A 23,469-nucleotide genomic window follows, 5' to 3' on the forward strand; every position below is an offset into this window, starting at 1 on the left:
TCCTATAGCTTATTGGTGGTTTCTATTTTTATTTTTTATTAAATTTTCTTGTGAAGCTTTTTCCGGGACAACTTTTTTCAGAATTAAACCAAGCACATACCTTGCAATTTAAACATAATGAAATATCATTATTTTGCTTAGCTTTATTAACCCATTCAGCATCCACTAATAAGTTTTTACCTATAGCAACAAAATCCGCTAAGTCATTCTCTATTAGAAAACTGGCCTGTTCTGGCGTTTTAATATTGTTAACTACAATAACAGGAATATTTACATTTTTTCTTATTTCTGTGCCACTATATACTATCCAATTATAGCTGAAATTGTCTGGAACTTGTGGTAATTCACTAGAATCAATTTCAGGAGGCAAAAACATACCAGAAGAAATATGAAGCAAATCAACTCCAGCTTTTTCAAGCTCTTTTGCAGTTTTAATTGAAGTTTGTAGGTCGGGATCATTACAGCCTATTCTGCAGCTAATGATAAAATCATTTCCTAGAGTCTTTTTTATTCCTCTAATTATTTCAGTTACAAATCTAGTTCTATTAGGTACACTTCCTCCATATAAGTCTGTTCTTTTGTTTATTGCTGGTGATAGGAATTGATTAATCAAATAACCGTGTGCACCGTGTAGTTCTATTCCATCATATCCAGCTTTTTTAGCTCTTGCAGCAGTATCGATGAATGCTTGTTGCAAGCTGTGTATTTCGTAAACTGTTAAACCACGAGCAGAGATAACACTATTGTCCACCTTTGACACTTCATAATAATCTGATGAAGATACTATATCATCCTTAGGTGAATTTCTAGCAGCTTTTAATCCAGCATGAGCAAGTTGTACTAAAACTTTGGCTCCATGTTTATGACAAATATCTGAAATTCTTCTAAAGCCTTCTATGTACTTATCAGACCATAATCTAAGTATCACATCATTACCTTTTACACAGGAAGTTGCTTCAGTGATTATTAATCCTACACCTCCTTTAGCTCTTTCTTCATAATGCTTTACATGCGCATCTGTTACTGTTCCATCTTCTTTTGCATAAATGAAAGTAACCATTGGAGGCATAACAATTCTATTTTTTATCCTCAAGTTATTAATATTTATTTCTGAAAATAAAGTACTCATTTTTACACTCCCTATATAAATACAAATTGATTTTTAAGATAAAATCTAATAATATAATATTGGAATAAATGTAATTTTACAAGTACGCATATTATTAGTACATACTAATAAAAAAGATACTATTAAGAAGGGAAGTAAATTTAAATGGGGAAGATGTATTGTAATAAAGAAGAGTTTTGTCCTATTGCTATTGTGCAAAGGTTGATTGCAGGCAAATGGAAACTAATTATCTTGTGGCATTTAAGTAAAAATACTAGAAGATTTGGTGAACTTGAAAGATTATTACCTGAAATATCACAAGGAATTCTTACTCAGCAGTTAAGAGAACTTGAACGCGATGGATTGGTACATAGAGAAGTATATAGAGAAGTTCCACCCAAAGTAGAATATTCGTTAACAGATATGGGGAAAGAATTCCTTCCTATATTTAAAGTTATGAATGACATAGGTAATAGTTATATAAATCAAAAATTCATAGCCAATAAAGAGTAACATAAAGTTATCTATTTTGGATAGCGATTTTATAGCTGTCATAAGAGAAAAAATGGATAAGTAAATAAAAAAGCCCATAAGGGAAAATATTCCATTTTGGGCTTTGAAAATTTCTTAGCAGCTATCATATAATTAAAAAATTCTAACTACAGTACCTACAGGTACTAAATTTAAAACTTCGATCACATCTTTATTAAACATTCTAATGCATCCATGTGAAACTAATTATTTAAAAATATATTCCAAGTGTTTATGTCTAGAACACCACTAGTTAATCTTCCCCAATTCTTTTGCAAGTTAGTTATAGCTTGGAAGGTAGGTTCATCGTATACCATGGGAGTATAAGAATTAGGCTTTAAAAATTCCCACCCTTTGCTTTCTAGTTTCTGCTGCAGCCATAACACTACATGGCTCCTGTGTTCCTTTACAATGAGTTTTCCAACTGCTTCTAAGTTATCTATTGTTTCTTGATATACATTACCGTCTATGTTCTTTAATTTAGCATTATAGTCTAAGTTTAAATTATATTGTAATGCTTGTATTTGAGCTTTCAATGTAGGATTCTCAGTAGCAGATATTAAAGTACTATCAATAGCATCATATTGGTAGAGTTGGTACTGTTCTATAATTTCAGTTAACTGACTAGTATAGTTAGGATCAGTAGCATACCCGTCTTGCTGTATCAATTTGCAAGCTATTTTATAATCTTTAACACCTAATAGGTTACTGTATCTGCTATTATTAACCAGAAACAGAGCATGGTCATAAACACTATCTGCCAAAGAATCATAAACTCTAAACTGAGCATTAATAGTCTCCCAAACTCCGTTATAATACTCTCTTGTAGGTAAGGTTTGGGATCTGTAACCACAGCCATTAGTCCATTTTATTCCGAATAAATTGTTTCCAGGATCAGATTTACCATAGCTTGATTCAAGGATTGCCTGAGCTATAGTCAAAGAAGCACATATACCGAAGTGGCTTTGTGCTTCAATAGCTCCTTTCTTCACTAAATTTATAAAGTCTTCACTGTTCATAAGTTGTTTCTCCTCTCCTTTTTGAATTTTATTCCATTAAAATATATACAGTAGCGTTCTATATAGGTAGAAAATTTTTTAAATAGACTAGGAATCTGCCTATTTAATTAGGTTCTATTATACATTGCTGTTGTCAATTCTACTTATTAACTCTTTATCAAATTCTATTTTATTATAGGAATATGTATAAGCACAAACTAGCCTGTTGATTCAATTATCAGGCTGCTTTTTTGTATATTTTGTATTATATTACATGTAATTTAATGGTATAATGTAAATAACTAGTATAGTATATGTTAAATATGTAATAAAAGTAAGCAATAAAATTTCATTTAATCAAGAAACTACTCTTTAGGAAAAAGTAGTATTAAAAATGTAAAGAAATCAAAATCTAAGGTTTTTACATAGGATTTAGGGGGTTAAAAAATGAGTGATATGTCATCAGTAAGTAATGCTTTTCATACTTTTATTAAGGAGGCTCCAGAATATCAAAAAATATGGATGGAAACAGTGCAAAAGCTAGATTCGGCAAGTAAACTTGATCCAAAGTCAGAGGAACTTGCATATATAGCAGTATTAGCTTCATCAAGGCTTGAAGGTGGAATACCTTTTCATGTTAAACACGCTAAATCTCTTGGCGCAACAAGAGAAGAAATAATAAGTGCCATTTTAGTTGGTTTACCAGCAGTGGGTAATATAGTAATTCAAGCATTACCAATTGCTTTGAATGCATATGATAATGAATAATTTTAATTTATAATCAATATATTGAAAGTTATTTACTTGTGGAATATAATTGAATTAATGTATTGAAAAGTATAAAAACTCTCAGTTAAGAAACAAAGGACATGTGGGCTAAGTTAAAAGTGCCCTCATGTCCTATTTTTGTCATAAAAATTATTATGAGGTCATAATATGAAACAATTAAAGAATATTTTATAGGTAAGGATGCCCTTGTGAAACAAAAGCAGAAAGGTTTAAAGAAAAACATAGTTGGATTTGAAATGAAGGACAGAAACAAGCTTTATGAAGCCTTGGTAGTTAGTAAAAGGTTTTATCCGACGACTACTCGATCTAATACTTCACGCTTTTTCAAAGGATGAGAGTAGAGAGCAGCTATGTCTCTATTTATAACAAAAATTATAATAAATAATTTATATTTGGGGGGATTTATAAATGAAAGTTTTAGATAGTTTAGTATATACTGAGGAACACCAATGGGTAAAGATTCAAGGAGACAAAGCTTATATAGGTATAACTGATTTTGCACAGCATTCTTTAGGAGATATTGTATTTATTGAATTACCTGAGGTAGATTCAGAATTTTTAACAGGGGATACCTTTGGGATTATTGAATCAGTAAAGGCAGCTTCAGATTTGTATATTCCAGTTGGTGGGAAAGTAGTGGATATAAATGAGGAACTAATAGATAACCCAGCTGCCGTTAACGAAGATGCTTATAAAAATTGGATGATTCTCATTGAAATAACTGATAAATCAGAGCTTGATGAGTTATTAGACTCTCAGAAATATGAAGACTTATGCGGTAAGGGGGAGTAGCATGCATCCTCCATATTTATCAGCAACAGCAGAAGAAAAAGAGCTAATGCTAAAAGCAATAGGGGTAGATACCATTTCTCAACTACAATGTTCTTAATAAGGGGATCTGATCCTCTTTCGTAATTAAATACGTAATAGTATTGAAACTATTTATAATTTTCTTTTTTTGTTATGAATAATATTAAAATACCGAAAGGTATTTTTTTTATACCTAAATGACACAGAACTAGCAAATGAATAGAAGGCAAAAGATGTGATTATTTCTAAGCAGGACTATAAAAACATTTTTTGTGTATTTATTATATATGTCTGTTTTTCTTTGAGATATATTGACAATAAAATATTACTTTGATATTATATTACCAATGGTAATTACTATTGGTAATATGAAGGGAGGTAATAATATGCAAACAAATAGAAAGTATGTAAGTAAAGAAATCATAATAGAAACTACATTACGTTTAATTGAAGAAAAAGAAGGAATTAAAGATGTAAATTTGAGGGAAATTGCTAAAAATATTGGATGCGCTCACACAAATTTATACAACTATTTCAACAGTCTTGATGAAATCTTTTGGGAAGCACTTGGACAAGTCATACTTAAGATGATTGATTATTCAGAAACTAATCTAACTACTGAAACCGATCCAGAAGAAAAATTTTATTTGTTATTATCAAATATCATTGATTTTTCAATGGACCATCCTGGTTGGTACAGACTTATATGGTTGGAATCTATAGGTGGAAAACCTTCCATTGAAGTTATTAAAATATTAGATACATCTGACGAAGGATTTAATGAAGCAATTATAAAAGCAAGTAATAATAAACTTTCAGAGGAAAAGGCAAGTTTAATTGGTGATATATTACATGGTTATTTACATGGTGAATTGTGTAAATGGATCAATAATCGAAGTTTTATAAATAGCATAGAGAAAACAAAAATGAATATATTTTCAAACCTTAAATATTTATATAAATTATTAATTCAGCAGGAGGAATTTAGATTATGAAAGTTTTGAAAAAACTGGTGGAAAGTTATAATTATTGTCATTGTATGTGTTTCTCTCGATTTAATTCTCCATGGATTAGCAGCACTAATACAGGGTGTAAATACACCTATTTTTACTAATGGGAATTCTACTGGGGATTTTTATAGGAACTAATGAAACCAAAAATAGAAAGAGGCAAAAATTTTTTTCAATTTTTGTTATAACTATTTTTTATATTATAGGTAGATACTTCGCATACTCTATATTACACATAGAATCCGCATATAGTATTAAGCCCTTAGGAACATTTATCTGGACACTATGCCAAGGATTATGGATAGGAATAATCTATTTTATTTTACAATCAGGTATTAAAGGGAAGTCTGTTGTTTCACAGGGATTATTCTTTGAAATTGTAATTTTCGGTTTGAACTGGTTAGCATATCATTTTTTTATTCCTGTCATGTATGACGTATCACTTGTTGATATCTTTATGCGTGTAGGAATAGATGTTTTATTTATAACAGTTGGTGTATGTACTTGTAAAAAGTTATTTGATAAAAGTTGTTAATTTTAAGGTATCTTTTTTATTATAAAAAATGTATAAGAATATACTTAAATAATACATGAAAGATACTACATATTGTTCTTATTAACTGTCACAACTATTAAAAAATGAATAATTTTTAAAATACCGTATTATTCAATAAAGTGAATTTCACGGTATTTTTACGTTATACTTCAAGAATAATTACTAGCTATCTTGAAAATTAGAATATATTAGTTTAAGGGGATAACATAAAATGTCTGATAGGAATGCATCATTATAATAAATATTAATATGGAAGTAATGATTTAATGCTTATGTAGTTAGGTTTCTGTAAATAGGAAATTCTAATAATTTAAATATGAAACTAATGAAATTATAAGGAAGGTAAAAGTAGATATAGGACAAATACTAAGAAAACTATGTGAACATAAAGGAGTAGAAATAATTGAAGCAAATGCATGTAAAGATCATATACATATGTTTGTAAGTATACCAACAAAATTAAGTGTAGTTCAATTTATGAGATACTTAATTTATTAATTTTTATTAACAAATTATTTATATGTTAATAATTTTTTACGAAATTAACAAAAAAATAATCAAACTTGTTTAATAACATTTTATGTAATATAATAGAATAAATTGTTCGATAAAAATGAAAGAGTGATTTTTTTGGCTCATTTTGTAAGTGCTTTTCTATATGATTTATTCTCAACACTCTGGATGGCAGTATATATGCTTTTAAAGGGAGAAGTGAATATAGTTATAAAAGCATTGTTTGTGCATATGGCATGAAAGATTAAGAAATTACACTGGAGCAGGCACTTCAAGTTAGACAATTTGTGTCAGCTTTAACCTATGGTGATGTAATAATTCCAGCAATAAGGGGATTTACTTTAGTAGGAGAGGTTATATTTATAAAGGCTTCTTTAATATTGCTACGTACAACTTTAACAGGAACAGCTTCTTATCTATTATGGTACTACTCTGGATGGCAGTATATATGCTTTTAAAGGGAGAAGTGAATATAGTTATAAAAGCATTGTTTGTGCATATGGCATGAAAGATTAAGAAATTACACTGGAGCAGGCACTTCAAGTTAGACAATTTGTGTCAGCTTTAACCTATGGTGATGTAATAATTCCAGCAATAAGGGGATTTACTTTAGTAGGAGAGGTTATATTTATAAAGGCTTCTTTAATATTGCTACGTACAACTTTAACAGGAACAGCTTCTTATCTATTATGGTACTACTCAATTCATAAGATAGGAGCAACAAGAGGAATGATATTAAACATGAGTGATTCAGCATTGGCAATCATCTTCTAGGTAATATTTCTTAAGAATCCTGTTAGTTTAAAGCTTGTAATATGTTGTGTGGTGATAATGTTAGGCTCAGTTATTGCAAATTACCAAGTGGAGGTATAGATATAATTGCAAAAAACTAATATAACTTCAATTGCGTATTAAGTTTAGAAAGCTTAGTGATTTTTAAATATTGATGTTGTTATAAGTTATAGTAAGAAGAATTTATTCTACAAATTTTGTATTTATAGTATTTAAAATTAGTTTTTTAAAAATCTACTATTAGCAGGACAAATTAGAGGGGGAAAAGAGAATGATTACACTTCATCAGCCAATAGAAAACAACATAAATGTGAGTCAGGATATTGATAGAAATATTAAAAAGTTATGCATGTTATTAAAATATGATGTTGCAACAGTAATACACTTTAATGATAGAAATAAAATCGTTACATCAAAAAGAGCTTTTATGAAAAAAGGCACTGAATACGTAAAATTGAAAAAAGAATGGACAAGAGTTATTAAGAAGTCTTCAAAAAATATGTTAAATTTAGTTAGGGAGAAGAAGCAAATTATACTTTATAATAACAATAATGATGAAGATGATAAATACATACCTTTAACAGAAAGTGCTTCAGCAGAAATATATATACCTATTTTTTTAAATAAGAAGAATAGTAAAGATCTAATAGCTTCTATATATTTAGCAACTTTTAATAATATAAATAATGTTACAAAAATTGATGATATTATCCAAGGAGAAGTTAACGATGTAATAGGTAATATAGAGAATTTATATCAAATAGTACATCTAAGAAAGCAAAGAAATGAATCAATTTTAAACTTAATTAATATGATGTCTGAGATAACAAGAGAAAAAGAACCTTTTATGATATTACATCCTTATCATGTGGCTCAGTTTTCAACAGAAATCGGTAAAAGTTTAAATTTAAATGAAGAAACAGCTAGTAAACTATATCTTGCAGGTATTTTGCATGATATAGGTAAAACTTATTTAGATAGCGGTGTTTTAAATAAAGAAGGCTCTTTAACAGAAGAAGAATATGAAACATTAAAAAATCATAGTATTTATGGAGCTAATATAGTAAAAGATGTAACAGGATTAGAAGATATATCTTTAATTGTTAGGCATCATCATGAAAGATATGATGGAACTGGATATCCTGATGGATTAAAAGATGAAGAAATACCATTTGAAAGTAGGGTGATTTGTGTAGCTGATGCGGTAGATGCAATGATATCACACAGGAGTTACAGAAGTCCTCAAAGTGTAGATTTTGTTATTACTGAGCTTTTAAAGAATAGAGGAAAACAGTTTGACCCTAAAATTGCTGATAGTATGATAAGTATACTTACGAAAACTAAAGACGAAATTACAGAGATATTTTCCGATTCTATAGTGTGGAGTACATTAATCATTACTACAGAAAAAAAAGTGCATTCTATAGAAGGAACACTTGGAAAATATGACTTTGGATACTTTTTTAAAGCAGATAAGTTCAATTTTTTATCAGAAATCAATAGAGCAGATATAACTAGTATTAGTCTATATATAAATAAAAATAATAATATTGTTCAGTATCAATTAAAGTTAGATTATTTTGAAGAAAATATAGTACACATTTCTGAGTTTAAATATATTCAATCAAAAGATTCTTTTAGTATATTGTGGGATTTATCCGGAGAGCTATATTTAAATACTTATGATACATATGTTGTGAAAATATGTAAATTAGGAGGTAGTGGCCTTATGTTTTGTTTAATTGGAAAACAAATTGAAGGACACATGGAAAATAAAATTTTAAGTTTAAAAATTTTATTTGAAAATAACAAAAGTATAACTGTTAGTGGAAAAATAATTAGAAGTTTTAAGGTCGCAAACACTAACTACTATGAATTTACATATATAGATGTAAGAGATAGTATAATAGATGAAATCTTTAGGGAAATATTTAATAAACAAACACAAATTAAGCGTTTGATAAGTAATTTTGTATAACTTAGGTAAGTGGATATTTCCAAAAAGTGTTTTAAACATACCTTTTATTATTTTTTAAAAGGTGAATTTTGATAAAGAAAAATTAGAACAGAAGATATAGAAATATATTGCAAGCGTCGAATAGATAAAAGAAAGGTAATGCCATTCATTATTATGACAGCATTATCTTTCCCACTACTAAAGCCTATTTTTAGAAGCTTAGTAGATATGTAAAGAATATAACAATCTACCTCGCATTACTATGGATAGCTTATTACCCTGCTATAATCTTTCGACTATAACAAAGCAGGTCACAACCTATAATAATAGTTCGTTGGACTATACAAAATATCTACACAGATTTATGCAACCTGACCGTTGCATAAAACTCATATATAAGTCTTGACTCAACTGTTATATTCCTTACGATATTAATATGTGAAGTTTTATTAAAACAATACATGTTAAAAGTTGAGAATTGTTGCATAAAATCTTTTTTTATCAAAATAATTTTTTGTATTAAATTTTGCTATGTGCTATACTTAAACTTGTTGTTGCTTTATATATTTCTGTAAAAGTATTTTTTACTCTAATATACGTAATGCTATTTATATTAAGTTTTTAGACAGGAGGAACAAAATGAACAAAAATTTTAAAAACATGATAATTATTTTCGTAGGTTTCTTTTTTTTGTCCTTATTTTCCAATACATTATCACCTTTTATAACAACCATAAAAAATACATATAATGTATCAACGGATACTATTGCAATACTTCCATCAGTAGTTTACTTTGCTTCATTCGTAATGACTATAGTAGGAGCAAAGCTTATGTCTGTGTTGGGACTTAAAAAGGGAACACACTTGGGGCTTTTATTTGTAATTTTTGCAAGTGTCATAATTTTATTTTCGAAATCGTTTTATATCCTTTTATTTGGATACTTTATATCAGGACTAGCAGTAGGGTTAAGTTCTTTATTTTTAAGTACAATATTTTCATTGCTTCCAAAAAAATATCAAAAATTTAGTCTTGCCAATGCATGCTTTGGATTAGGTGGAATTTTAATTTTACCCATAGATAGGTTTGTATTAAGAAACGGAATAAATTTTAATTACACTTATGTTATTCATATAGTATGTATGCTGTTGCTTATTATTTTTGTAGCAAAAATTGACATTACATCATCATCTGAAAATAATTCTCACAATAAAGTTTCCTTTAGTATACTAAAAAATCCTTTAGTTTTATTACTTTCCATTGCAATATTCTTTTATGTGGGAGCAGAAATATCCACAACAAACTGGACAGGGGGGTTCCTTGAAAAGTATTATGGAATTAGTAAGGCAGAAGTCCCTAATATTCTTTCTGGTTTTTGGATTTTGTTTACTATAGGAAGAGTTGTGGGAGATAAACTTTTGGATAGGATGGGTAGGCTTAGATTCCTTTCAATTTCTCCTATAGTAGCAATTTTAGGTATATTTATCATTTTGTCTGGTACAAACAAAATTCAGGCTTTATTGGGTCTTGCAATTATAGGTATATCTATATCATTAATATATCCTGCCATTCAAGGATATATTATACAACATGTGGATAGAGAGAATATACCCTCTGCAGCTACAGTTATAACGGTTTTTAACAATCTTGGTGCAACGTTTTTAACTTATGCAATAGGTTTTGCAGGTGGAATAAAAATTACTTATGTGTTCATAATTCAAATATTGTTTTTCCTATATATAGCGTTAGTTTCTGTGCGTTATTTGATTTTAAAACCTAAAAAACAGTTAGGTTTTAATAGAGATTAAATAATTTACAAGTAAACATAATTCAATAGAATCTCTGGATTTAGCTACATATGAAAAATAGAAATTTAGTCAATGTAGTAATAGATTTTAAGAAAGGTGACTTAAACAGGTCACCTTTATAATTTCAGCTATTTTTTCACCTATTTGGGGACAGGCAGCAGATAAATTTAGACGAAAACCAATGCTTCTACCAGCAAGTCTTGGAATGTCGGTGATTATATACATTATGGGTTTTGCACATAATGTATATCAATTAATTGCCTTAAGACTATTGCAGGGAGTTATTACAGGTTACAGTACAGCCTGCATACTACTTTGATTGCAACTCTGACGGATAGGGAGCATACGGGTTGGGCACTGGGTACACTTTCAACAGCCTCAATTGCAGGTTCTTTGCTGGGGCCAATGGTTGGTGGTTATATAGAGGAAAACCTTGGCAGCTTACTTTGGTATTAAATTTAGTTAAAAAATAACACATATACAGCTCCGGGCGTATCGTTATTAGATACTTAGAGAATTTAATATGAAAATCAAAGTTTTAGTTATATATTTTAAGATAATGAGGCATAAGGAAAAATCATACTATGATAAAAATGGTAAAATATAAGACATCAATAGAGATTGGGAAATAATTAAAGTTGATAAATTAAAGAATAAAATACAGCAAAATTATAGATTTTGTTGTTCTATATCTATGCGGGAGTGGCTCAGTGGTAGAGCGTCACCTTGCCAAGGTGAACGTCGCGGGTTCGAATCCCGTCTTCCGCTCCATGATGTAATTAAAAGCCGTGCTGATTTAACTAGCACGGCTTTTTAGGTTGACTTAATAGTATATTAAGTCAACCTAAAAGGCTGTTGGTATAACATGTTTATCAACAGCCTTTTAGGTAAATACGTTTGATGTCTCTATCTATTTATCATTGTTTCTGGTTTTGGTGTTGAAGTTTGTTGTGCTTGTTGACCACATCCTGTAAAGAATGTAGCTGCTACTGCTACTGATAGTAATAATGCTTTTATTTTCATGGTAAAGCGCCCCTTTTAAAATGTAATATTATTTAATTTTAACTAAATTATAACATATATAATTAAGAATTAACATACACAAGGCAATAATAACGAATATCCATAAAGTGATGATGAGCAAGTATATATATTGTAAAACAGCTAAAGCCTGCATCAATTTAGATACAGGCTTTTCTGTTGCTATAATAAAATACTAATGTAGAATAGAGGGTTATTTATGTATATATAGTATATGTAATTATAAAATAATTATTATTAATTTATAAAAATAATTAATCACATATTTAAAAATGTTAGTATTAATTATAAAATAACTCTTGATGACAAAGTAAAAGGAGTTAATCCTGATATTATCTAATACGGTATTAAAATTGAGGATGTATTTTCCTAATGTGTAATATATTAATGAGATGGTATAAAATAAATGTTATAATTTTTATATTAGTTAAGTTAAAATGGTAAGAAAATGCGAAGAAAATTGAAAATGTGGGGTATTGGAATTTATGCGAAATGGCTATTTCAAAAATTGAGCAACTATAGTATTAGCATTTAACTTTGTTCCAATTTTAGGTGTTAACTTTTTGGGCTCAACTTCTGAATACAAATCTATTCATATTACGACCCAGTAGGTGAAGCTTCATTTACTTTTTAAGATAAGGTGGAATACTTACTGTTTTATTGATGATGTAAATAATGTTTGGAAAGAATGCTATAGAGTTTTAAAAAAAGGTGGTAGTTTACTAGCTGGATTTTGTAATCCTATTATGTACATTTTTGATTTTCATGAATGGGATGTAAACAGTAATCTAGTAGTGAAATATAACATTCCTTATTCCGACATAGATCAACTTCCAAAAGAGCAACTAAAAGCAAGAATTGAAGCTAATGCTCCCTTAGAGTTTGGACATTCTTTAGCTAATCAGATTAGTGGTCAAATTAAAGCAGGTTTTATGATTAATGGTTTCTATGAAGATTCTTCAGGTGGAGACCTACTTGACCCATATATTAATACATTTATAGCAACAAGAGCTATTAAGTTATAAAGAGTATTAAGCTTATCGTTTAACTTCGTAGTACGTTACTTTGTAGGATAGAACTAAACCGTGTGTCCATGTTCTATATATTTGAGAAGGACGTTGAGATTTACGCTTACTATTTATCATATTAATAATTGAAAAAATTTGAAGGTGGGAGGTGAAATTTTGAAAAGTGAAGTTTTAACACAAAATGTTACTGTTAAAAATAGGATTTATTTTCTTGATAACCTTAAAGTTTTTCTTACATTCCTTGTCATAATACATCATATTGGTCAAGCTTATGGTCCAACAGGTGGATTTTGGCAATATAAAAGCAGTTTAGGATAGGCATATTTGGTTTTATTCAGTCTGAAGTTGCACATCTTCCGCAGTATATAATACTTTTTGTTACAGGAATAATAGCATTTAGAAAGAACTGGTTTCTAAAATGTGATAAGAGAATAGGTTATAGTGCTTTAACAGGCGGTATTATAATGGCTGCAATTGTATATTTACATTATCTTTTCCCTGAATCAATTAGAAACATATTGTTTTTTAATTGGGCTTTTTATGAATCATTTATGGCAGTTTTTATATGTTATGGTCTAATCATTTTTTTTAGAGAAAAAATCAATAATACTTCGTTTATCGCAAGATTATTAGCTGAAACCTCATATGCGGCATATATATTCCATTTTCCAATAGTTTTAGCCATTCAGTATAGTTTAGATAAGGTAATTATTTGTGGAGCGGTAGGAAAATTTATTGTGGTAAGTTTCCTATCAATAATAATAACATATACTGTAAGTTATTTAATTAGGAAGATACCATGTGTCAACAGAATAATTTAAGTTGTTTTGGAAAAAATACAAAAAACTTGTTATTCATTTAAGAACAGAAAGCGAAGTATTAAAATTAAATCCTAACTTTGAAAAAATGAAATGTTTAGAATTTAAAATGGATGCAAAAGGTATTGGGGTTACTTGTAGAGGAAATGAAAAATATGACTTTATATCTAGGTATTTTAATCCATGGGCAGGAGTTAATGAAGATCCAGTTACGGGTTCAGTTCATACATTGTTAGCATCATAATAGAAGAGTTATCAGAAGACTTTTTTGATACTCTAAAAAATAGTGTTTTACTAGATCAAATTTATATATTAGAAGAAAATGATGAGATGCTAGGTTTTGGTATTATAGAAGATTGCAATATTTTTACGGAGTATAAAGCTAACTGGGGTAGAAATGTCTTCCGTAAAGATAACTAATACATCTGGACTTTAAGTTTCTCTTGACCAAATAGCACAAATATCACTAGGTAATAGTCCACAGGAACAATTAAGAATGAATAGGGATGAAATGGTCACTATCTTCAAAGAACGGAACCTTATTAATTGATTATACTAATAATCTTATGAAAAGAGGCATGCACCTAAGAGAAGCACTTATTGAGGCGGGAACTACCAGATTAAGACCAATAATGATGACATGAATAAGTTTTTTAAAAGAAAAAAAGCAACAAAAACAAATATGGTAGGGGGACAATAGCATGAAAAATACTAAGTGAAACAAATTGTAGACTCACATGAGGGACAGATGTGGGTGAGTAACGAAGAAGGTGGAGTAGCTTTTTATATAGAACTAGTAAGGTAAAAGAAAGTAAATCATAAATCGTTGAAAACTGAATAATACCATAGTAAAAATATTTATTATGTTAGATAAAAATAGTGATAAGTAATATGAAAAATATGTTATAATTTTGATAAAAGTTAAAATTGCAAATTAATGCTAAGAAAATTTATATTTTGAGAGGTGAAAAGAATGAAGACTGTGGTAATATACAAGTCAAAAACAGGTTTTGCAAAGAAATATGCTGAATGGATTGCCGAAGAGTTATCAGCTGATATTTTTGAATTCTCAAAGGTTACTACCAATATGCTGACGAGCTATGATACTGTGATTTACGGCGGGAGTTTGTATGCCGTTGGTATCAACGGCGTAAAGTTGATAACACAAAACTTAGACAAACTTAAAGGTAAAAAGGTTGTTGTCTTTGCAACGGGAGCATCACCCTCAAGAGAAGAGGTAATAAGTGAAGTGAGAAACAAAAACTTTACTTCAGAGCAACAAAAATATATACGTTTTTTTTATTTACGAGGTGGCTTTGATTATAGTAAATTGAAGCCTTTCGATAAAGTGCTTATGACATTACTAAAATGGAAGATAAAATGGAAAATAAAAGGGAAAAAGAAATCAACACCTGATGAAAGAGGTATGCTCACCATCTACGACAAACCAACCGATTTTACAAGAAAGAAGAATATAGATGAAATAATCACTTATGTCACTTCGTAAACTTCATTGTAATCGTCACAATTGATAAAAAACTTGATTCCAATATGGCTCATTGTACTTGTAAATTTGAATTTAAGTTTGTAATATGTTACTATTACATGTATATATTTTCAGAAAAGTGGTGGAGTGTTAATGAGTATAGTATTTGCTGAAAGGATGAATAAAGTTCAAAAATCATTTATAAGGGAAATTCTTAAGGTAACTGAGAATCCAGAAGTAATATCATTTGCTGGTGGTCTTCCAAATCCATTGTCTTTCCCAGTTAAAGAAGTCCAAGAGGCGTCACAAAAAGTCTTAAATGAAAATGGTAACACTGTGCTTCAATATAGCACAACTGAAGGTTACCTTCCTTTAAGACAATACATTGCAGGAAGGTATTTTAAAAGATTTGGATTAAAGGTTGATCCTGAGGAGATATTGATAACAAATGGATCACAGCAAGGACTTGACTTAATAGGGAAAGTATTGTTGAATAAAAATGACAATATTCTTATAGAGCGTCCGGGTTATTTAGGCGCAATACAGGCGTTTTCAATTTTTGAGCCAGTTTTTAATTCTATTCCTTTGCAAAGTGATGGAATTGATATTGATTCATTAGAAAATGCTCTGGAAGTACACAAGCCTAAACTACTTTATACAGTTCCAAATTTTCAAAATCCTTCTGGTATTACATATTCAGCAAAAAAGAGGGAAATGGCTGCAAATATTTTAAAAAGATATGATACGGTTCTTATTGAAGATGATCCTTATGGAGAGTTGAGATTTATGGGGCAAGACTTACCTCCTATAAGAACTTATTTACAGGATAACTCAATTATGCTAGGGTCGTTTTCTAAAATAGTGGCACCAGCAATGAGGTTAGGGTGGATATGTGCCAAAGGCGAGATCATGGAAAAATTAATAATTGCAAAACAAGCGGCTGACTTGCATAGTAATTATTATTCACAAAGAGTAGTGCATCAATATTTAATGGATAATGATTTTGAAGATCATATAAAAAAAATAAAACAATTGTATAAAGGCCAAAGGGACTGCATGGTATCAATGATTGAAAGGTACTTCCCAGAGGAAGTAAAGAGTACAAAACCTGAAGGAGGAATGTTCATTTGGGTAACCCTGCCAGAAGGAGTTTCATCGTTGGATTTATTTAACCTTGCGGCTAAAGAAAATGTTGCTTTTGTACCTGGTGATCCATTTTATGTTAATGAAAAAGGTACCAATACATTAAGATTGAACTATACAAATTCCAATGAAGTAATGATTGAAGAAGGTATTAAGAGGTTAGCAAAAGTAATAAGAGAGACTATAAAGGGTATATAGCAACTATGCTTGTAATGTAAATGAATTGTATTATAAGGATTTATAATTTATTAAAATACCGTAAAATTCATTAAAATGAATTTTACGGTATTTTTACGTCTTGATGGTTTTTATTTGTGAAATTTTTCATATTCTAATTCATGATATTTGTTAAGAAATTTGTAAGAAATTTTATAAGTTATTTGTTAGAAATGCTTTGTATGCTTAATTCATAGCCTAGGTAAGGAGGTGGAAAGATGATATAATTTTACTAAAGAAAGGATGGTATGACATAAATATGCTTAAGTATAATGTGTTAATAGTTGATGATGAAGAAGAAATAAGAGAAGCTATAGAAATTTATTTAACAAATGAAGGTATAAAGGTCTTTAAGGTCAAGGATGGTATAGAGGCTTTAGAAATTTTAGAGGAAGAAGAAACTCACTTAATAATAATGGACATTATGATGCCTAGGCTTGATGGAATAAAAGCTACCTTTAAAATCAGGGAAAATAAAAACATTCCTATAATAATGCTTTCAGCTAAATCAGAAGATACAGATAAGATATTAGGTCTTAATATAGGGGCTGATGACTATATTACAAAGCCTTTTAATATGTTGGAGCTAGTGGCAAGGGTTAAGTCACAATTAAGAAGATATATAAACCTTGGACATTATAAGGAAAGTGATGAAAACATAAGCGTGGGTGGTCTTATATTAAATAAAAAAACGAAAATGGTTACTGTGGACGAGCAGGAAATAAGGCTGACTCCTATTGAATATAAGATATTAGAGCTTTTAATGGAGAATAAGGGACAGGTATTTTCAATTGAGGAAATATATGAAAAAGCATGGAGAGAACCTTATTATAATGCAGAAAATACTGTGGCAGTACATATAAGAAGAATAAGAGAGAAAATTGAAATTAATCCTAGAGAACCTAGGTATCTAAAGGTGGTATGGGGAATTGGGTATAAAATTGAAAAATAAGTATATATACATAGCTAGTTTTATTATAGGTTTCTATATGTTAAGTTTGGCGTTAGTGTCAGCACAGGATTATATGAAGAATAGCGGTTATTTAACAAATGAATTTTATTTTAGTAATGAAGATTTTAAAAACAAGTTAACTGAATACTCAGGTAAAGTATTTACTTTTTACAATACTTTAAAAGATTATTCTCTAAAATCTGATGCAGATAAGGTTGATAAAGATAAATTAGAGGAACTAAAAAGGAGATATAATTCTCAATTAAAGGATAAGGAAGACGCGGTTTATAATGAATATAGTCAATTAATTGTAGATGCAGAACGAAATGGCAATAAAGATAAGGTTAACAGTCTTATGGAGGAAAAGAATAAAAAACTGGATGAGGTTAAAAAGGAAAACACAAAAACTGAAGAAGAATTGAAAAAAGAAGTAGTAAAAAACTCGGATGTAGAATATAAAAATCTAAAAACATATATACAGGAAAAACCAGACATAAAGTACTATATTAATAATATAAAGACCGGAGAAACATATACAAACTTAGATAGGAGCATTAGTATAGACTTTCATATAGAAAAAGCACTGCATGTTGAAGAATTTCCTTATCAGGACAAAAGTAATGGTAAATTTGAAGATATTAATAGGCGGTTTAGGGAAAATAACTGCCAAGGATATTTAATAATTCCAAAGGAAGTACAGGGATACAGTGAGTTGATTGAGAATTACAAGCAGGATGTTTCTAAGAGAACTGAAGTTATAAAGGAAAGTATAACAGCTGGAGTTTCAGTACTTATAGGCTTATTTGTATTAGTATTTGTAAAAAAACATGAACAATTTAAAATAGCTCTTATAGATAGAATAAAAGGCTCCTATGTAAAAATACCTTTAGACTTAAGAATAGTTATGTTTATTATTTACAGCTTTATGATGTGGCTTTATAAGTTTAATAGTGACTTTTTTTACAAACAATCTGTTATAGACCAAGCTATTAGGCTTACTTTTATAACACTATACATTGTATATTTAGTTTATAATATAAAAGGATGTATAGCATTTATTAAGGATAGAAAGAAGCTTTTAATTCAGTGGGAAGACAGCTTATTCTATAGAAAGTTTCTGCTTATTCATAGTACTAGGAAGAAAATATTTATTATTGGTATATTTACTTTATTTACAGGAGTAGTAACATTATCAAAATATATGTTTGGACCACATGGAACTAAGCTAGAACGCTTATTAATCTTTTGTGTGATATATCAGTTTACAGCTCTAATTACAGCTTTATTCTATATATTAAAAAAATCAGATTATATAGATAAAATATTAAAAGGAACAGAGGAAATCCTTTCAGGAAATTTAGATTATGTTATAGAACAGGAAGGCAAAGATAGCATTGCTAAGCTGGCTTACAATATAAATAACATGAGAACAGGCTATAAAAAATCTCTTGAAAGTGAAATAAAAAGTGAGAGACTTAAAACTGAGCTTATTACCAATGTATCACATGATTTAAAAACACCACTGACTTCCATAATAAATTATATAAATTTGTTAAAAAAAGATGGACTTTCTACTGAAGAAATTAAATCATACATTGAAGTTTTGGATAGGAAGTCTGAAAGGCTTAAGACTCTTATCGAAGATCTTTTTGAAGCATCAAAAATGTCTAGTGGTTCAGTGGAGCTAAATATTGAGAAGGTAGATGTGACAGAATTATTAAAGCAGTCTATGGCGGAGTTTGATGAAAAATTTAAAAGTTCATGTTTAACACTTAAGTTTAACTGTGATAAGAAGCATATTTACGCAAATTTGGATGGAAAAAAAAGCTGGAGGGTGTTTGAGAATTTAATAAGTAATATAATTAAATATTCTCAACCAAACACCAGAGTATATATTGATTTAGTGGAAGAAGAAAATAAAATAAAAATAGTTATGAAAAACATTTCTTCCTATGAACTTGATTTTAATGTGGATGAGATTTTTGAGAGATTTAAAAGGGGAGATAAATCTAGAAATAAAGAAGGATCTGGGTTAGGGCTTACCATAGCAAAAAGTATTGTGGAGCTTCAGGGTGGTAAATTAAATGTTGAAATTGATGGTGATTTATTTAAGGCTATAGTACAATTTAATGGGTTGTAAATAATTATATCTATTCTCTTTCTTTTGCCAGTTTTAAAATCAAAATTATATAGTTGAAGACTAAATAGAGGAAATAAAATTCTAATGGATGGTGAGGAGTTGCCGTACTTAGGTGGAATGCTTGTCGAAGCCACTTCATTATATCTGTTGGTTACATTAGATGGAAAGCTTAAAGGGTTGTCAGTCAGTATAAATAGATTAACCAATGCCATCAAAAGCTCTTAAAAAGTGACTGCAGGACATAGTTCTACAGACACTTTTTTTCTTTAACATGTAATTATGTTACAATTATCTACTTTTATTTTTAATACCGCATTATTGTTACTTCTCATATTTTCTTTAGCTAAAAGTTAATTTACGGTATACAAATTGGTACTATACAACAATTAAGTACCTACTTGTAAAATAATGCTATAGTATTTATTATTATAGCATGAGAATCATTTCGGGGTAAAAGAAACCGAAAAAGGTTACTCATGAATGTTTTTACTTTTTGTAAAGGTGAAAAGCACATTTACACTTACGAATATCTTGAGGAGAGGTGAGTGCCACTTTCAAAAATTAATTGTTTCAAGTGAGCTGTATGATTTTATAAGTGGCAATGCGACAATTAGTAAATTGATGGAGGTTATTTTATGAAAGTGATTGCTTTTAACGGAAGTCCAAGAAAAAATTGGAACACTGCGACTATGCTGAATCATGCACTTGAAGGTGCAGCTTCACAGGGAGCCGAGACAGAACTTATTCATCTATATAATTACAATTATAAAGGCTGTATCAGTTGTTTTGCCTGTAAATTGAAAGATGGCAAAAGTTATGGCAGGTGTGCAGTAAAGGATGAACTGAAACCGATCCTTAAAAAGGCTGAGGATGCTGATGCCATCATTCTGGGCTCGCCAATCTACTTCGGAATGACCACGGGAGAGATGAGGTCTTTCCTTGAACGGTTGATGTTCCAGTACTTAGTATATGATGCGAACTATTCTACTCTTTTCAAAAAAAGAATACCCACAGGCTTTATCTACACGATGAATGTAAACCAGAGTCATATGGGGGAGCTTGGATATGAGCAGAATCTGAAAGGTACGGAAATGGCAATTAAGCGGATTTTCGGAGCTTCGGAATCACTGTTTGTTACAGATACCTATCAGTTTGATGATTATTCCAAATATGAAACATCTAGATTCAATGAAAAAGAGAAAAAAAGACGACGCGTAGAAGTGTTCCCGGAGGATTGTAAAAAAGCGTTTGATATGGGCGTCAGATTTGCCCAGCAAGACAGCATTGACTAAGAATGAATATAAGAATTAGATATTCCTAAAAGTAAATATAAGAACTGTAAGTGGAGTTTTAATTAATTAATCTGCTTATGGTTCTTTTTATAAATGATTTTAAAGATATAACAGAAAAATATTATTCAGCACAGGTGAATTCAGAGGATTTTAGTAACGCTGATACTGTAAGTAAGATAAATAAATGGGTGGAGCAAGCTACTAATGGCCAAATTAAGAAAATTATTGATAGCATAGATGAGTATGATACTGCAGTTTTAATTAATTCCTTATATTTTAAGGGAAGATGGCAACATGAATTTTCGCTTAATAATACAAGAAAAGAGGAATTCACTCTATCTAACGGTAAGAAAATAAGTATTGATAACATGAAAAGACGAGGATATGTAAGTTATTTTCTATGAATGGCTTGATGAATACTGCCTTTCTAAAAAAGGAGCAGAAAAAGACTTTAAGCTAGAATGGGATGCAACAAGATACTTCATAGTAGGAAAAATCTTCGCCATGCAGGGTGGAGATAAATATAAGAAAGCTATTATTTATATTTTGAAGATAACTAGTATTTATTTTTGAATTACGTACTAAATAAAATATTAAAATCTAATTAATTTCTTATAGATAATTTTTTATGAATAACTAATTACAAAATTAACATCATAATATTATTGGTCTAAAATACTATTATAGGAGTGTCTTTTATGACTTTAAATATTATATTAGGTTTTATTATCCCTTGGGTAATTGCCTTAATTATTGTTCGTGAACGTAAGATTATATATTATATTGCTCCCTTTGCTAGTACTATATCATTTATAGTTGACGATTTAGGATTCTACTACTTTTGGAACCTATATCCATTTAAACTTGTTAATCTTTCAGCAATACCATTTAACATAGGATTGTTTTGCCTTTATCCATGTATTATCATTGAACTTATGAGAGAATATAATATTAGAGCTTGTGTTGGATTACCTATAATGAGCTTAATAATAACATTAATAGAGGGATGTGGATTATTGATTGGTAGAATAGTTTACTATAATCATTGGAATATAATTGCAACATACTTTTCATACTTTATTTCATTACTTATTTCCTACACATTCTATAAGATTTTAAAAAAACAAAATCTTATTTAGCTCATTACGCCGTACTTTATTCATAAGGTTCCTTAAGCATAAATCTACCATATTTCGAAAATATGGGTATTATAATTCTGAAACTTATATTTTTTCTGCCTACTTAATATATACCTGTGTATATATTAAGTGAAAGGGGTTGATAAATATGGCTGCAACAGCAACAAAACTGCAGACTACTCTACTTGTAAAATATGTTGATGGGGTGGATGCACAAGGAAAAGAAGTAATTAAAAATCAAAGGTTCTCAAAGATAAAAACAACAGCTACAGAACAAGGTATATATGATGTGGCGCTAGAAATTCAAAAGCTTCTTGGAAAAACCTTAAATGAAGTGGTAAGAGAAGACCAAAGCGGCATAACAAATTTATAAGCATTGTAGGATGTGAGGAGAAATTTAACTAAAAGGGGGAAACCGTATGAGTAAAATATTAGTTATGAACTTTTTAAATGAAGAGGGTAAAAAGGTAGCAGTAAGGGTTAACAGTGTAAGAGAGGATTTATCTGCTGTAGAGGTGGCTTCTGCTATGGATGTAATAATTGCTAATAATATATTTACATCTACTGGAGGAGATTTAAAGTATAAGGATTCTGCGGAAATTATAGATAAGACCTCTACTGAGTTGACAGTAAAGTAGCTTGAAGTCATAGATAATTTAACCAATGCCATCAAAAGCTCTTAAAAAGTGTATGCAGGACATAGTTCTGCATACGCCTTTTTTATATATTTTTATTCATTATATTGATAAAAACTAATAATTGGGCAGGTTATAAATAGTGATTGATTACAAAGAAAAGCAATACGTATGTATGCTAGACTTAGGCTTTGAATTTATAAGAGGCAAATGGAAGGCTGTTATACTATGTCATCTTGGAGATGGAGCAAAAAGATTTCTTGAACTTCAAAGAATAACCTGTGGCATTAGTCAAAAGGTACTTAATGAAAAGCTTAGAGAATTAGAAGAGGATGGATTAATACATAAGGTGATTTATCCAGAGGTGCCGCCAAAAGTAGAGTATTATCTTACTGAAAGAGGTAAAGAACTGTATCCTGCTCTAAAGATGATTGAGGAATGGTCTGGCAAACACTACATGCAATATCAAAATGAATCAAATAAAGATTAATTAAGGAATGTCTAATGGCATTTCTTAATTAATCTTTATTATGCTGTAATGAGGTAGATTTAATAAACTTAAAAAATGCATTTACTGTATTCAAAGTTCAAGTCATTTATAATGGTGAAAAAATATATTGTTTAGATGATACTAGTGTAGCATATTTTGAAATGTATTCTTTTAAAGACTATGCTTTACTAAATGAAGCATCTATCTTGCTTTGCACTA

General features: G+C 29.5%; 26 protein-coding genes, 1 tRNA gene and 5 pseudogenes. 29 read left to right on the forward strand and 3 right to left on the reverse strand.

The genetic code is table 11. From position 1 onward, the window contains the following. Positions 1-28 precede the first annotated feature (28 nt). Positions 29-1,129 carry an NADH:flavin oxidoreductase gene (locus HGI79_RS00605; RefSeq protein ID WP_185648778.1) on the reverse strand — a complete coding sequence of 367 codons (1,101 nt, stop codon included), beginning with the start codon at positions 1,127-1,129 and terminating at the stop codon, positions 29-31. Between the two features lie 144 nt (positions 1,130-1,273). Between HGI79_RS00605 and HGI79_RS00610 the strand changes: the two genes are divergently transcribed. Next, positions 1,274-1,621, forward strand: coding sequence for a helix-turn-helix domain-containing protein (locus tag HGI79_RS00610; RefSeq protein ID WP_185648779.1), 348 nt, complete (start codon positions 1,274-1,276; stop codon positions 1,619-1,621). A gap of 132 nt (positions 1,622-1,753) precedes the next feature. Here HGI79_RS00610 and HGI79_RS00615 read toward each other — a convergent pair. After that, positions 1,754-1,831, reverse strand: a pseudogene (locus HGI79_RS00615) (hypothetical protein); the annotation flags it as partial. Positions 1,832-1,842: 11 nt separating this feature from the next. Beyond that, positions 1,843-2,658, reverse strand: a complete 816-nt coding sequence (locus tag HGI79_RS00620; protein WP_185648780.1) for a glucosaminidase domain-containing protein — start codon at positions 2,656-2,658, stop codon at positions 1,843-1,845. 426 nt (positions 2,659-3,084) lie between these two features. Here HGI79_RS00620 and HGI79_RS00625 point away from each other — a divergent pair, with 426 nt between their 5' ends. The 28 genes and pseudogenes from HGI79_RS00625 to HGI79_RS00755 all read left to right on the forward strand — a co-directional run bounded on the left by HGI79_RS00625 (position 3,085) and on the right by HGI79_RS00755 (position 23,250). After that, positions 3,085-3,405, forward strand: a complete 321-nt coding sequence (locus tag HGI79_RS00625) for a carboxymuconolactone decarboxylase family protein (protein WP_185648781.1) — start codon at positions 3,085-3,087, stop codon at positions 3,403-3,405. A gap of 209 nt (positions 3,406-3,614) precedes the next feature. Next, entirely contained in the window at positions 3,615-3,761 is a 147-nt protein-coding gene (locus HGI79_RS00630; protein ID WP_185648782.1) for a hypothetical protein, read from the forward strand. Positions 3,762-3,834: 73 nt separating this feature from the next. Beyond that, positions 3,835-4,218, forward strand: a complete 384-nt coding sequence (gene gcvH / locus HGI79_RS00635) for a glycine cleavage system protein GcvH (RefSeq protein ID WP_185648783.1) — start codon at positions 3,835-3,837, stop codon at positions 4,216-4,218. Positions 4,219-4,622: 404 nt separating this feature from the next. After that, positions 4,623-5,231: a TetR/AcrR family transcriptional regulator gene (locus HGI79_RS00640; protein ID WP_185648784.1), complete on the forward strand. Its 609-nt coding sequence runs from the start codon at positions 4,623-4,625 to the stop codon at positions 5,229-5,231. A 118-nt stretch (positions 5,232-5,349) separates the two neighbouring features. Further along, positions 5,350-5,781 (forward strand): hypothetical protein, encoded by a 432-nt coding sequence (locus HGI79_RS00645; RefSeq protein WP_185648785.1) that lies wholly within the window; start codon positions 5,350-5,352, stop codon positions 5,779-5,781. Between the two features lie 333 nt (positions 5,782-6,114). Continuing rightward, positions 6,115-6,291: pseudogene (locus HGI79_RS00650) on the forward strand (transposase); the annotation flags it as partial. A gap of 311 nt (positions 6,292-6,602) precedes the next feature. Next, positions 6,603-6,773, forward strand: coding sequence for a hypothetical protein (locus HGI79_RS00655; protein ID WP_185648786.1), 171 nt, complete (start codon positions 6,603-6,605; stop codon positions 6,771-6,773). Between the two features lie 97 nt (positions 6,774-6,870). After that, complete coding sequence (locus tag HGI79_RS00660) at positions 6,871-7,089, forward strand: hypothetical protein (RefSeq protein WP_185648787.1); 219 nt, start codon at positions 6,871-6,873, stop codon at positions 7,087-7,089. Between the two features lie 289 nt (positions 7,090-7,378). Next, complete coding sequence (locus HGI79_RS00665; RefSeq protein WP_185648788.1) at positions 7,379-9,085, forward strand: HD-GYP domain-containing protein; 1,707 nt, start codon at positions 7,379-7,381, stop codon at positions 9,083-9,085. Positions 9,086-9,703: 618 nt separating this feature from the next. After that, positions 9,704-10,870, forward strand: coding sequence for a sugar MFS transporter (locus HGI79_RS00670; RefSeq protein WP_185648789.1), 1,167 nt, complete (start codon positions 9,704-9,706; stop codon positions 10,868-10,870). A gap of 109 nt (positions 10,871-10,979) precedes the next feature. Beyond that, positions 10,980-11,308, forward strand: a pseudogene (locus tag HGI79_RS00675) (MFS transporter); the annotation flags it as partial. A gap of 258 nt (positions 11,309-11,566) precedes the next feature. Then, positions 11,567-11,641 (forward strand) — tRNA-Gly (locus tag HGI79_RS00680). Between the two features lie 881 nt (positions 11,642-12,522). After that, positions 12,523-12,936, forward strand: a complete 414-nt coding sequence (locus tag HGI79_RS00685; protein WP_185648790.1) for a hypothetical protein — start codon at positions 12,523-12,525, stop codon at positions 12,934-12,936. A gap of 159 nt (positions 12,937-13,095) precedes the next feature. Further along, the gene (locus HGI79_RS00690) at positions 13,096-13,257 is read left to right on the forward strand and encodes a hypothetical protein (protein ID WP_185648791.1); all 162 of its coding nucleotides are present in this window, start codon (positions 13,096-13,098) and stop codon (positions 13,255-13,257) included. A 47-nt stretch (positions 13,258-13,304) separates the two neighbouring features. After that, complete coding sequence (locus tag HGI79_RS00695) at positions 13,305-13,760, forward strand: acyltransferase family protein (RefSeq protein ID WP_395939488.1); 456 nt, start codon at positions 13,305-13,307, stop codon at positions 13,758-13,760. A 1-nt stretch (position 13,761) separates the two neighbouring features. After that, positions 13,762-14,001, forward strand: coding sequence for a PhzF family phenazine biosynthesis protein (locus tag HGI79_RS00700; RefSeq protein ID WP_185648792.1), 240 nt, complete (start codon positions 13,762-13,764; stop codon positions 13,999-14,001). Positions 14,002-14,275: 274 nt separating this feature from the next. Beyond that, positions 14,276-14,398 (forward strand): annotated as a pseudogene (locus tag HGI79_RS00705) (efflux RND transporter permease subunit); the annotation flags it as partial. 332 nt (positions 14,399-14,730) lie between these two features. After that, positions 14,731-15,264, forward strand: coding sequence for a flavodoxin domain-containing protein (locus tag HGI79_RS00710; protein WP_185648794.1), 534 nt, complete (start codon positions 14,731-14,733; stop codon positions 15,262-15,264). Between the two features lie 132 nt (positions 15,265-15,396). Then, positions 15,397-16,584: a PLP-dependent aminotransferase family protein gene (locus HGI79_RS00715; RefSeq protein ID WP_185648795.1), complete on the forward strand. Its 1,188-nt coding sequence runs from the start codon at positions 15,397-15,399 to the stop codon at positions 16,582-16,584. A 277-nt stretch (positions 16,585-16,861) separates the two neighbouring features. After that, positions 16,862-17,554: a response regulator transcription factor gene (locus tag HGI79_RS00720; protein ID WP_185648796.1), complete on the forward strand. Its 693-nt coding sequence runs from the start codon at positions 16,862-16,864 to the stop codon at positions 17,552-17,554. Continuing rightward, entirely contained in the window at positions 17,532-19,694 is a 2,163-nt protein-coding gene (locus HGI79_RS00725; RefSeq protein ID WP_185648797.1) for a sensor histidine kinase, read from the forward strand. The genes HGI79_RS00720 and HGI79_RS00725 overlap by 23 nt, the downstream gene beginning before the upstream one ends. Before the next feature lie 635 nt (positions 19,695-20,329). Continuing rightward, entirely contained in the window at positions 20,330-20,986 is a 657-nt protein-coding gene (locus HGI79_RS00730; RefSeq protein ID WP_185648798.1) for a flavodoxin family protein, read from the forward strand. A 77-nt stretch (positions 20,987-21,063) separates the two neighbouring features. Beyond that, positions 21,064-21,390 carry a serpin family protein gene (locus tag HGI79_RS00735; RefSeq protein ID WP_185648799.1) on the forward strand — a complete coding sequence of 109 codons (327 nt, stop codon included), beginning with the start codon at positions 21,064-21,066 and terminating at the stop codon, positions 21,388-21,390. After that, positions 21,380-21,526 (forward strand): annotated as a pseudogene (locus HGI79_RS22615) (MmcQ/YjbR family DNA-binding protein); the annotation flags it as partial. The gene HGI79_RS00735 and the pseudogene HGI79_RS22615, both read left to right, overlap by 11 nt. 158 nt (positions 21,527-21,684) lie before the next feature. Continuing rightward, positions 21,685-22,125, forward strand: a complete 441-nt coding sequence (locus tag HGI79_RS00740) for a hypothetical protein (RefSeq protein WP_185648800.1) — start codon at positions 21,685-21,687, stop codon at positions 22,123-22,125. Between the two features lie 148 nt (positions 22,126-22,273). Then, the gene (locus tag HGI79_RS00745; protein ID WP_185648801.1) at positions 22,274-22,498 is read left to right on the forward strand and encodes a DUF1659 domain-containing protein; all 225 of its coding nucleotides are present in this window, start codon (positions 22,274-22,276) and stop codon (positions 22,496-22,498) included. A gap of 46 nt (positions 22,499-22,544) precedes the next feature. After that, a complete protein-coding gene (locus HGI79_RS00750; protein WP_185648802.1) occupies positions 22,545-22,763 on the forward strand; it encodes a DUF2922 domain-containing protein in 219 nt (72 codons plus the stop codon). Positions 22,764-22,902: 139 nt separating this feature from the next. Next, on the forward strand, positions 22,903-23,250 hold the full coding sequence (locus HGI79_RS00755; RefSeq protein WP_313885162.1) for a helix-turn-helix domain-containing protein: 348 nt from the start codon (positions 22,903-22,905) through the stop codon (positions 23,248-23,250). Positions 23,251-23,469: the final 219 nt, after the last annotated feature.

It is taken from the genome of Clostridium sp. DJ247 (assembly GCF_014231265.1).

Excerpts from the sequence above, each read along its gene's own strand:
- HGI79_RS00605 (WP_185648778.1), bottom strand. The coding sequence starts at position 1,129 with ATGAGTACTTTATTTTCAGAAATAAATATTAATAACTTGAGGATAAAA.
- HGI79_RS00610 (WP_185648779.1), top strand. The coding sequence starts at position 1,274 with ATGGGGAAGATGTATTGTAATAAAGAAGAGTTTTGTCCTATTGCTATT.
- HGI79_RS00620 (WP_185648780.1), bottom strand. The coding sequence starts at position 2,658 with ATGAACAGTGAAGACTTTATAAATTTAGTGAAGAAAGGAGCTATTGAA.
- HGI79_RS00625 (WP_185648781.1), top strand. The coding sequence starts at position 3,085 with ATGAGTGATATGTCATCAGTAAGTAATGCTTTTCATACTTTTATTAAG.
- gcvH (WP_185648783.1), top strand. The coding sequence starts at position 3,835 with ATGAAAGTTTTAGATAGTTTAGTATATACTGAGGAACACCAATGGGTA.
- HGI79_RS00640 (WP_185648784.1), top strand. The coding sequence starts at position 4,623 with ATGCAAACAAATAGAAAGTATGTAAGTAAAGAAATCATAATAGAAACT.
- HGI79_RS00645 (WP_185648785.1), top strand. The coding sequence starts at position 5,350 with ATGGGAATTCTACTGGGGATTTTTATAGGAACTAATGAAACCAAAAAT.
- HGI79_RS00665 (WP_185648788.1), top strand. The coding sequence starts at position 7,379 with ATGATTACACTTCATCAGCCAATAGAAAACAACATAAATGTGAGTCAG.
- HGI79_RS00670 (WP_185648789.1), top strand. The coding sequence starts at position 9,704 with ATGAACAAAAATTTTAAAAACATGATAATTATTTTCGTAGGTTTCTTT.
- HGI79_RS00710 (WP_185648794.1), top strand. The coding sequence starts at position 14,731 with ATGAAGACTGTGGTAATATACAAGTCAAAAACAGGTTTTGCAAAGAAA.
- HGI79_RS00715 (WP_185648795.1), top strand. The coding sequence starts at position 15,397 with ATGAGTATAGTATTTGCTGAAAGGATGAATAAAGTTCAAAAATCATTT.
- HGI79_RS00720 (WP_185648796.1), top strand. The coding sequence starts at position 16,862 with ATGCTTAAGTATAATGTGTTAATAGTTGATGATGAAGAAGAAATAAGA.
- HGI79_RS00730 (WP_185648798.1), top strand. The coding sequence starts at position 20,330 with ATGAAAGTGATTGCTTTTAACGGAAGTCCAAGAAAAAATTGGAACACT.
- HGI79_RS00735 (WP_185648799.1), top strand. The coding sequence starts at position 21,064 with ATGGTTCTTTTTATAAATGATTTTAAAGATATAACAGAAAAATATTAT.
- HGI79_RS00740 (WP_185648800.1), top strand. The coding sequence starts at position 21,685 with ATGACTTTAAATATTATATTAGGTTTTATTATCCCTTGGGTAATTGCC.
- HGI79_RS00745 (WP_185648801.1), top strand. The coding sequence starts at position 22,274 with ATGGCTGCAACAGCAACAAAACTGCAGACTACTCTACTTGTAAAATAT.
- HGI79_RS00750 (WP_185648802.1), top strand. The coding sequence starts at position 22,545 with ATGAGTAAAATATTAGTTATGAACTTTTTAAATGAAGAGGGTAAAAAG.